Below are 9,817 nucleotides of genomic sequence, written 5' to 3'. Positions count from 1 at the left end.
ATGGATATATCCGCAAAATACCAGTTTGTACACTCAAATTATTGAACCGCCGTATACGGGTCCGTACGTACGGTGGTGTGAGAGGGTCGAACGAATCAATCTTCTGATTCGTTCACTCTACTCGATTTATATAGGGATTTATAATACCACTTATAGTAAATAAAACCACTAATGACAAAATAAATTTAAAGGACAATGCTTGTTGGACACTCAAAATTAAGTGTCAATTGGGATGTCAATTCTTACACATTTCCAATACATCAGAAGTCATCTCCTAAATTTAGTAACCAGTGATATAGTTAAAATAAGAGGAGATTTTCCGGTTAAATTACGTAATAAGGCTTGGTTCGGGGTATATAAGCGGAGGTTTTCCGCTTAAGTAATGCAAAATGATCCATTTTGACGTTTTTTGTGTAAATAGTCGGAATTCCTCCGTCTATTTAAGCTATTTTAAGTGCTATTTCGTAATTAAGAGAAATTTCTCCGCTTATTTATTAAACCATGCTGATTCCCTCATCTCTTGGTCCTTGAGGGTTCGCTCTTTATTTTTATTTATGGGTGTCAAAGAGGTGTCAAATCTGTTGTCAGATTGCACGTCTATGTTCAAAGATAAGAAAGTATAAAAGTTTGTACCTAGTTTTAGTGTCTAGCTCCGGGCGCCATCGGACCTGAGGTCATAAGCCATTTCCTTTAAGAAGGCAAATCCACCTTCTTGAATAAACCGTCTTATGCTTGACTTGCACAGGATGTGCTAATGTCGATGTTCGCCACAGGACGTGGTGGGATTTAATCGACGCGCCGATAAGCGGGCCTGCCAAAATCATGAGAAGTTTAAACTTCGCAGCATTTGCTTTTACCTTTGCAAAACTATTTTCAGGTGTTATGTCACTCCCTTTTATTTCGGACAATTGAAACAGCTAATGCTATCCCTTGTCCGAGGGCGATTCATCCCCACCCTACCCATTGGCTAAAGCCCTTCACATTCCTTGAGGAGGGGTTCTTCTTGGCTGTTATGATAAAAATAGACCTAGTTTTTATTCTAGATCCACTAATTATTCAGGCTACTACCGTTCCGTGCATGTAGGAGTATCAGACAAATAGTTTCAGCTCAACATGACGGCCTTCATTCCGAGTGTTGATTAATCAGTTGTAATTGCTTTTTCAGCAATTCTCCTATTTCGTGCTTTGGCACTTATAAGGAAACGTTTCGCACAGAACATTATTTCACAATCTCAATATTTATTTTAACATAAAATTACAATTATCTTTTAGGTTTACCAAATCAACATAGTAAAAATCATTCCAATTAACACAGTGATTAACACGTTGTCAATAGTTGTTGTCAGTGTGTTATTTGGGTTGCGACTTCATATTATAATTCATATGTTAAAGTCCAATAATGTTGATATACAAGGAATAAGAAAGACCAAATCATATGTTATTTGGTCTGCTAATTATTATATGCTATTTAGTATGTGTCTCCACTTAACGGAACTACTTACTTTTATAGCTGGTTCTTTTTTTCGCAACTGAAAAACGAGCCAATTCGCAACTTAATTGAGCCGCCTATTATTAGAGGAATTCACAAACTTAGATAATGCAAATTGATTGGTTAAACTTGATTTGGCTTGAAAAATTAACGGAAATAGAAAAGATCTAATTTAAAAAAACCCAATGCTATCCCACTAAAGTACATAGCAATGACTAGTACTGTGAACCTTTGCTAAGGAAAACTAAAACATTCTTAAACTAGACAGACACACAGGGTAAAGTTTTTCATAGAGTAATATGTAAAGATAAAATTTACCGAGTTATTACAAGTTTAATTTGGCTAAAAACAGCCATATTTACTGTTCATTAAATTTAAAATTGTGTATACACTTTAGATAACTTGGACAAAATAAGTGTATGGAGGTGGAGGCAGATGAATTCACTCATTGCAAAAAAGAATATTGGGGAAACGTGTGTAATATGTGAACAGAGTAAATATAGAGGCATACACCTGTACACAAAGTTTATCTGTACTGAATGTGAAAGAGATATGATTCAAACAGAAACCAATGATCCTAAGTATCACTATTACTTATCACAACTAAAAAAGGTAACAACACCTGAGATATATTCATAGATTTAAAGGTCCTTTTTCTGGACCTTTTTTTAAAAGATAAGAAAGTATAAAAATTTGAACCTAGTTTTAGTGTCTAGCTCCGGGCGCCCTAGCGCTTTTCTTATTAAAAGGTAAGAATGTATAAAATTTCCATCTTATTTTTATTTCTAGCACCGGGCGTGCCTTGCGCTTTTCTTACATTCAAGTTTCTTTCCTGTTATAATAGGAAAAGCTAAAAGTAAAAGGAATGTGCCGTTATGAATCAATTACATACCCCATTATATTCAGCATTAGTAAATCATTTGAAGAATGATCCTATATCTTTTCATGTGCCTGGTCATAAATCAGGAATGGTTTTTTCTCAGGAAGGTTATCTAGATTTTGAGTCTATAATGAAGCTAGATATGACAGAGATCTCAGGATTGGATGATTTACATGATCCTGAAGGGGCTATTTTACAGGCACAACAATTGACAGCCCAATTGTATGGCGTGAAGGAAAGTTTTTTTTTAGTGAATGGATCAACGGTTGGGAATTTAGCAATGATTCTTGCAGCATGTGGCGAAGGTGAAACAGTGCTGGTTCAACGGAATTCTCATAAGTCGATTATGAATGGACTTCAGTTAGCGGGTGTTAAGCCTGTTTTCTTAGCTCCGGAGTATGATTCAAATGTAAAAGTAGCATCTAGTGTTTCTGAAAAGACAGTTATAGAAGCTCTTAAACGATATCCAAAAGCAACGGCTTTGCTGCTTACAAATCCCAATTATTACGGCATGGCGGCAGATTTATCCAATATTATAAAGCTAGCACACAAAAATGGAATGGCCGTATTGGTTGACGAAGCACATGGAGCTCACTTTAAGTCTACTCTATTCCCTTCGTCAGCAATTGAGTATGGTGCAGATATTGTTGTACATTCAGCCCATAAAACATTACCTGCGCTGACAATGGGTTCATACTTACATTTTAATAGTGAATTAATTAACCTTAGGCGACTTAAATACTATCTTCAGATGTTACAATCAAGTAGTCCCTCATACCCTATTATGGTATCACTGGATTTAGCTAGACATTATTTAGCATCCCTAAATGCTAAAGATTTTAGCTTAATAAAGGAACAGGCTATTTCCTTTAAAGAAGATATTCAGCGAATTGATGGTTTGAAGGTTGTTCAATCAACCGATAGGACATTCAAACAGGATATATTAAAGGTTGTTGTTCAAAATGAGTTTAATTTATCAGGATATGAACTTCAGAGGAGATTTGAAAGTAGAGGAGTATATACTGAGCTTGCAGATCCAAACAATATTCTCTTTGTATTAGCTTTGTCAAAAGAACAATATCATCAGCATACGTTTAATAAAATCAAGGAATCAATAAGCGATATACCGAGTTGTAATCAAACAAATTATACTTATATTGACCTACCTTCAAATGCGACTAAAATCTCAGAGTTAGCGATTCAATATAAAGAGCTAAAAGGCTACAATAAAAAAATTGTTCCTATTAAAGAGTCGATTGGGGAAATAGCGGCAGAAATGGTCACTCCCTATCCACCTGGAATCCCCATGCTGGTAATAGGTGAAAAAATTACAAATGAACATATTGATTTGCTACTAGCATTTAAAAGAAGTGGTTCAAAATTTCAAGGAAGTACATCCATTTTAAATAATTCATTAGAAGTTTTCACATAAGGAGAATGAGCGGTGGCAGGTTATTTTATAACGTTTGAAGGCCCAGAGGGAGCTGGCAAAACAACTATTTTAAGGCTTATTGAAAATGAGCTACAAAAACAAGGCATAGATGTTATTTCTACTAGAGAGCCTGGTGGCATTGCAATTGCAGAGCAAATTCGATCAGTCATTCTTGATAAAGAAAATACAGCGATGGATAGTAGGACGGAGGCTCTGTTATATGCTGCGGCTCGTCGACAACATTTAGCCGAAAAGGTAATACCTGCATTAAATGAAGGAAAAGTAGTATTGTGTGACCGTTTTATTGATAGCTCTCTTGCTTATCAAGGACATGCCCGAGGACTTGGTGTTGACGAGGTTTTGTCAATTAACCAATTTGCAATCGAGAATATGATGCCCTCCCTTACCCTTTTATTTATGATTAGCCCTGATAAGGGAATGGAAAGAATTTATAAAAATCAAGACAGGGAAGTAAATCGTTTGGATTTAGAAACAATCGGATTTCATGAGAAAGTTCATCAGGGTTATCACTTATTGGCTGACCGTTTTAAAGAGCGAATTACAGTGGTGGATGCAGACCAATCATTAGAAGAGGTATTTAAACAAGTGAAACAAATTATTGAATCTCAGCTCAGATGAACAAACTATCCTCAAAAATCTTTAGGTTTTTGAGGTTTTTCTTACAGTTTGGACAATTCTTGTTATAATAGAAGGTAACATTGATTAACAATTTGTTTCCAATAAACGTAAAATGAAGTATTCATTAAATAATGTTAAAATATAAGGAGGCTGAAACAATGAAATTAATACTTGCAGTCATCCAAGATAAAGACAGTAATCGATTGTTGCAAGCTTTGGTAGAAAATAATTTTCGTGCCACAAAGCTATCTAGTACAGGTGGGTTTCTTAAATCAGGAAATACTACGTTTATGATAGGAACTGAGGAAATACGTGTTGATCGTGCCTTACAAATCATTAAAGATAATTGTAAGCATCGTGATCAGTTAGTTGCTCCGATTTCACCTATGGGTGGGAATGCTGATTCCTATGTGCCATACCCAGTAGAAGTAGAAGTAGGCGGTGCTACAGTGTTTGTTCTTCCTATTGATCAATTCCACCAATTTTAACGATAGAGTTTTGATGGAGGAATAATTAGGTTAGTCAAGATTTTATGTAATACGAAAGAGTGATAATCGTGGCAAAAACATGGGAACAGCTAGAACAGTATCAGCCTACTGTTCTAAAAATGATTGAAAAAAGTCTTCAAAAAGGGCGTGTTTCCCATGCCTACTTATTTGAAGGTAGCCGTGGAACAGGAAAAAAAGAAGTGAGTTTACTGTTTGCTAAAAGTCTTTTTTGCTTAAATAGTAATGGTAGTAAGCCTTGTAATGATTGTTCAAATTGCCGTAGGATTACTTCAAGAAACCATCCTGATGTTCATATTATTGAGCCTGATGGACTTTCGATTAAGAAGGGCCAAATTCAGGCCCTGCAGGAGGAATTTTCAAAAACGGGTGTTGAATCAAATAAAAAGCTTTATATTATTGAGCATGCAGATAAAATGACTTCTAATGCAGCAAATAGTTTACTTAAGTTTTTAGAAGAACCAAACAAGCAAACTGTTGCTATACTACTAACAGAGCAGCAACATAGAATCCTTAATACGATTCTTTCACGTTGCCAAATACTATCGTTTCGTCCATTAACACCTATTGTAATAGCAAATCAGCTACAAGAATTAGGAAATCCTTTACCGGTTTCTGCGCTTGTTGCTTATATGACTAATAATATTGATGAAGCGATTAATTTGTGCAAGGATGATTCGTTTGCACAGTCACGAAAAATAGTGTTACAATTATATGAAGTACTAATAAATAGGCCAAGTCATGCGCTTTTTTTTATACAAGATAAGTGGCTTTCACACTTTAAAGCGAAAGAAGAACTAATTCAAGGCTTAGACTTATTATTACTCATTTATAAAGATTTATTATATATTCAATTTGGTAATGACGAAAAGATCGTCTATAGCGACCAAATCGAGCAATTAAAACAACAGGCCCTTCAAACTTCAGGAAGACGGATCTGTGATCAAATAGAGGCAATATTAGAAGCAAAAAGACGCTTAAACACCAACATGAATCCACATTTATTGATGGAGCAATTGGTATTTAAATTGCAGGAGGGGTTAGAGCTTGTATGATGTAGTTGGTGTACGCTTCAAAAAAGCGGGTAAAATCTATTACTTTGATCCAAATGAATTAACCATTCCAGATGGTGAATATGTCATTGTAGAGACAGTTCGTGGAATTGAATTTGGTAAAGTTGTCATAAATAAAAAACAGGTTGGTGAAAATGATATTGTTTTACCTCTTAAAAAGGTGATGCGTATTGCTGACCAAAAAGATAGAATGATTGTTGATGAGAATAAACATGCTGCAAAAGAGGCCTATGAGGCTTGTATTTCAAAAGTGACAGAACATGGTTTAGATATGAAACTAGTTGATGTAGAATATACATTTGATCGCAATAAAGTGATCTTCTATTTTACAGCAGACGGTAGAGTTGATTTCAGAGAGCTTGTAAAAGATTTAGCGGCAATTTTCCGTACAAGAATTGAGTTGCGTCAGATTGGAGTTAGAGACGAAGCTAAAATGCTTGGAGGAATTGGCCCTTGTGGAAGAATGCTGTGTTGTTCCACTTTTTTAGGTGATTTTGAACCAGTGTCAATCAAAATGGCAAAAGATCAAAACCTCTCGTTAAATCCTACTAAAATTTCTGGTTTATGTGGCCGTTTAATGTGCTGCCTTAAATATGAAAATGATGAATATGAATCAGCAAAAGAACAGTTACCTGATATCGGAGAGTCAATCGTAACCCCTATCGGAAAGGGACGAGTAGTAGGCTTGAATATACTAGAAAGAGTACTTCAAATTGATTTAGGTGATGGAGAGCGCACCGTTGAGTTTTCATGGGAAGAATTAAATAAAGAAGGAGCTGTATCTATTCAAGCAACAGATTAATGAGGTGGATAACATGGAAAAAAAAGAAATCTTTGAATCTGTTAGTAGCATGGAAGAACAAATCGGCCATTTATATCGACAATTAGGTGAGCTAAAACAACATCTTGGACAACTGCTTGAAGAAAACAATAATTTAATGATTGAAAATGAGCATTTACGCCGTCGCCTTAATCAATCATCTGTTCGTAATAATGCTAAAGATGGGCAAAAATCTGCTGAACATAGCGAAGAAGCTAAAGCGATGGATATTGGGGAGGGCTATGACAATCTTGCAAGACTTTATCAAGAAGGTTTCCATATCTGTAACGTCCATTATGGAAGTGTTCGAAGAGACGGAGATTGTTTGTTTTGCCTTTCCTTTTTAAATAAAAAGTAATTGGACCTTTTCTAAAGAAAGGTCCATTTTTTAAATTATATGAAAGTATAAAATATGAACAAAGTATAGGTTTCTAGCACCTGGCTCCCTACGCTATTCTAAGCGTTATGATTTTCTAGCCCAAAAAATGACACACTAGTATTAGGTATTTGTTTTTACATGAATTACTGTTTGTTACCCTGTGGAAAATTTATGACTTATCCTTTTTACATAAAAAAAGTTTTAGAAAAGTGCTCTATATGAAAGGAAAACAAAGTAATGGTAGAACTATATGATGATGAACGTTTAGATTATTTATTAGGGGAGAACCTTCGTATTATCCAAAGTCCTTCTGTATTTGCTTTTTCACTAGATACTGTACTTTTAGCGAAATTTGTTTATGTTCCAATACAAAAGGGGAATCTGCTTGATTTATGCACAGGCAATGGGGTGATTCCACTACTTTTAAGTCAAAGAACAAATGGTATGGTAACCGGAGTTGAAATTCAAGAGAGAATTTACAATATGGCGAAGAGGAGCATTGAATATAATCAATTAGATCACCGTCTTGGGATTATTCATGGGGATATCAAAGATATGCCGCAGGAATTGGGGCATGGTAAGTATGATATTGTTACCTGTAATCCACCGTATTTTCCGACTCCTAATCAAGAAGAAATGAATAAAAATGAGCATTTAGCGATAGCGCGGCATGAGATATATTGTACATTAGAGGATGTCATTCGAGTAAGTAGTCAGCTTGTTAAGCAAGGTGGGAAAGTAGCGTTTGTCCATCGACCAGGACGTCTACTTGATATTGTAACGTTGATGAGAAAATATAGAATTGAACCTAAGCGTCTTCAGTTTGTTTATCCTAAGTTAGGTAAGGAGTCCAACACTCTTTTAATAGAAGGAATAAAAGGAGGTAGGCCTGACCTTAAGATATTACCACCTCTAATTGTATATAATGAGGATAATGACTATACGAAGGAGCTTCAAACGATTCTTTATGGAAAAAAATAGCCATTATTTCTATGTTTTAGAATGTCGTGACGGTACCTTTTATGCAGGATATACGAATAACATTAAACAGCGTATTACAAAACATAATCAGGGTAAAGGTGCTAAATACACAAGAGGAAGAGGACCTGTTGAATTATTGTTTGCAAAAGAATTTATAACAAAGAGTGAAGCTTTAAAAGCTGAAATACGCTTTAAAAAATTTAATCGCAAGCAGAAGGAAAACTTTCTTATAAGAGAGGTGTCAGAAATTGATGTGGCAGCAGAAGAGTTTTCAAAAAAATAATGATTGGGGAATTCTTTACTTAGTTCCAACTCCAATTGGAAATCTAGAGGATATGACTCTCCGTGCTATTCGAATATTAAAGGAAGTATATCTTATAGCAGCTGAAGATACTAGACAAACAAAAAAACTGTGTAATCATTTTGAAATTGAGACGCATGTTACAAGCTATCATGAGCATAATAAGGAAGTTAGTGGTTCAAAACTGATTAAAGTGCTGAGGGAAGGCAGAGATGTCGCTATTGTAAGTGATGCTGGCATGCCAACGATCTCAGATCCTGGCTACGAATTAGTCCAACAGGCTTTAGAGGAAAAATGTCATGTCGTTCCATTACCGGGCGCAAATGCAGCATTAACTGCACTGATAGCTTCTGGACTTCCAACGGATCACTTTTATTATTACGGTTTTCTTAATCGACAAAAAAGGGACAAACGAAAACAGCTTGAGAAATTAAAGTACATCCAGGATACGATTATCTTTTATGAGTCACCCCACAGATTAAAAGAAACTCTCCAAACGATTTCAGAAGTTTTAGGTAACAGGAAGGTTACGTTATCAAGGGAATTAACGAAAAAATTTGAGGAATTTATCCGTGGTGACATTGAAGATGTTATTGAATGGGCAAATGAAGAGAATGTAAGAGGTGAATTTTGTCTTTTGCTTGAAGGGGCAAATGAAAGTGATAGTATTCCTGAAAGTAATTGGTGGGATGAGATAACAATAGTTGATCATGTAAATTATTACATCAATACAAAATCACTTAAATCAAAGGATGCCATTAAGCAAGTAGCAATAGATCGCAAGGTACCAAAACGAGATATATACCAAGAATTTCATGTGGATTAAAAAAGCGCAGGGCGCATAACTTTGTTCGAATTTTATCCTTTCTTTTATTTAAAAAAAGCTTCTCTAGCACAATGGCTATGAGAAGCTTTTTGGTAAAAGTATTATTTCGCAAATTCTAAGTTGTTTTGAATTTCTTCAAGAATTTGTTCAGCACCTTCACGGCTTAGTATTATTTTACCACCAGCAAGAGTAATGTTATGGTCTGAAACTTCACCAGTAACATGACATGTCATGTTGGGCTTATATTTTTTTAAGATGATTCGGTCATCATCGACATAAATTTCTAGAGCATCCTTTTCAGCAATTCCTAATGTACGACGTAGTTCGATTGGGATAACCACGCGTCCTAACTCGTCAACTTTACGAACAATACCTGTAGATTTCATTTTAATGTTCTCCTCCCAAATATATAGTACAAATATCTATCTTTTTCGTCATTATTCGACAAAATAATTATGCTTTTATAATAACAACATTTCCAATAAACGTCA

At 35.2% G+C, this 9,817-nt stretch carries 11 protein-coding genes; 10 read left to right on the top strand and 1 reads right to left on the bottom strand.

Annotation, left to right across the window (positions count from 1 at the left end; translation table 11 throughout):
- Nucleotides 1-1,924: 1,924 nt before the first annotated feature.
- The 10 genes from PY093_RS14360 (at nucleotide 1,925) to rsmI (ending at nucleotide 9,326) form a co-directional block, all read left to right on the top strand.
- Complete coding sequence (locus PY093_RS14360; protein ID WP_275646546.1) at nucleotides 1,925-2,128, top strand: sigma factor G inhibitor Gin; 204 nt, start codon at nucleotides 1,925-1,927, stop codon at nucleotides 2,126-2,128.
- Nucleotides 2,129-2,364: 236 nt separating this feature from the next.
- Entirely contained in the window at nucleotides 2,365-3,801 is a 1,437-nt protein-coding gene (locus tag PY093_RS14355; protein ID WP_275646545.1) for an aminotransferase class I/II-fold pyridoxal phosphate-dependent enzyme, read from the top strand.
- Between the two features lie 12 nt (nucleotides 3,802-3,813).
- Nucleotides 3,814-4,440 carry a dTMP kinase gene (gene tmk, locus PY093_RS14350; RefSeq protein ID WP_275646544.1) on the top strand — a complete coding sequence of 209 codons (627 nt, stop codon included), beginning with the start codon at nucleotides 3,814-3,816 and terminating at the stop codon, nucleotides 4,438-4,440.
- A gap of 158 nt (nucleotides 4,441-4,598) precedes the next feature.
- Nucleotides 4,599-4,928 carry a cyclic-di-AMP receptor gene (locus PY093_RS14345; protein WP_275646543.1) on the top strand — a complete coding sequence of 110 codons (330 nt, stop codon included), beginning with the start codon at nucleotides 4,599-4,601 and terminating at the stop codon, nucleotides 4,926-4,928.
- 68 nt (nucleotides 4,929-4,996) lie between these two features.
- Nucleotides 4,997-6,001 (top strand): DNA polymerase III subunit delta', encoded by a 1,005-nt coding sequence (gene holB, locus PY093_RS14340; RefSeq protein WP_275646542.1) that lies wholly within the window; start codon nucleotides 4,997-4,999, stop codon nucleotides 5,999-6,001.
- Nucleotides 5,994-6,821: a PSP1 domain-containing protein gene (locus PY093_RS14335; RefSeq protein ID WP_275646541.1), complete on the top strand. Its 828-nt coding sequence runs from the start codon at nucleotides 5,994-5,996 to the stop codon at nucleotides 6,819-6,821. The genes holB and PY093_RS14335 overlap by 8 nt, the downstream gene beginning before the upstream one ends.
- 13 nt (nucleotides 6,822-6,834) lie before the next feature.
- Entirely contained in the window at nucleotides 6,835-7,197 is a 363-nt protein-coding gene (gene yabA / locus PY093_RS14330; protein WP_275646540.1) for a DNA replication initiation control protein YabA, read from the top strand.
- A gap of 258 nt (nucleotides 7,198-7,455) precedes the next feature.
- Nucleotides 7,456-8,199, top strand: a complete 744-nt coding sequence (locus PY093_RS14325; RefSeq protein ID WP_275646539.1) for a tRNA1(Val) (adenine(37)-N6)-methyltransferase — start codon at nucleotides 7,456-7,458, stop codon at nucleotides 8,197-8,199.
- Complete coding sequence (locus PY093_RS14320; RefSeq protein WP_275646538.1) at nucleotides 8,186-8,482, top strand: GIY-YIG nuclease family protein; 297 nt, start codon at nucleotides 8,186-8,188, stop codon at nucleotides 8,480-8,482. Before PY093_RS14325 ends, PY093_RS14320 begins: the two co-directional genes overlap by 14 nt.
- Nucleotides 8,451-9,326, top strand: coding sequence for a 16S rRNA (cytidine(1402)-2'-O)-methyltransferase (gene rsmI / locus PY093_RS14315; RefSeq protein WP_275646537.1), 876 nt, complete (start codon nucleotides 8,451-8,453; stop codon nucleotides 9,324-9,326). Before PY093_RS14320 ends, rsmI begins: the two co-directional genes overlap by 32 nt.
- A 101-nt stretch (nucleotides 9,327-9,427) precedes the next feature.
- Here the strand turns inward: rsmI and PY093_RS14310 are convergent, their stop codons facing one another.
- Entirely contained in the window at nucleotides 9,428-9,718 is a 291-nt protein-coding gene (locus tag PY093_RS14310) for an AbrB/MazE/SpoVT family DNA-binding domain-containing protein (protein WP_275646549.1), read from the bottom strand.
- Nucleotides 9,719-9,817: the final 99 nt, after the last annotated feature.

The sequence above is a fragment of the Cytobacillus sp. S13-E01 genome, assembly GCF_029193815.1.
Lineage (GTDB): Bacteria > Bacillota > Bacilli > Bacillales > Bacillaceae_L > Bacillus_BV.
Note: the sequence above shows the minus strand (reverse complement) of the source record. Positions and strands in the feature narration are given on the sequence as shown.

What these genes read in the sequence shown, in the direction of transcription:
- PY093_RS14345 (WP_275646543.1), top strand. Translation starts at nt 4,599, where the DNA reads ATGAAATTAATACTTGCAGTCATCCAAGATAAAGACAGTAATCGATTG.
- PY093_RS14320 (WP_275646538.1), top strand. Translation starts at nt 8,186, where the DNA reads ATGGAAAAAAATAGCCATTATTTCTATGTTTTAGAATGTCGTGACGGT.
- yabA (WP_275646540.1), top strand. Translation starts at nt 6,835, where the DNA reads ATGGAAAAAAAAGAAATCTTTGAATCTGTTAGTAGCATGGAAGAACAA.
- PY093_RS14355 (WP_275646545.1), top strand. Translation starts at nt 2,365, where the DNA reads ATGAATCAATTACATACCCCATTATATTCAGCATTAGTAAATCATTTG.
- PY093_RS14360 (WP_275646546.1), top strand. Translation starts at nt 1,925, where the DNA reads ATGAATTCACTCATTGCAAAAAAGAATATTGGGGAAACGTGTGTAATA.
- PY093_RS14325 (WP_275646539.1), top strand. Translation starts at nt 7,456, where the DNA reads ATGGTAGAACTATATGATGATGAACGTTTAGATTATTTATTAGGGGAG.
- rsmI (WP_275646537.1), top strand. Translation starts at nt 8,451, where the DNA reads ATGTGGCAGCAGAAGAGTTTTCAAAAAAATAATGATTGGGGAATTCTT.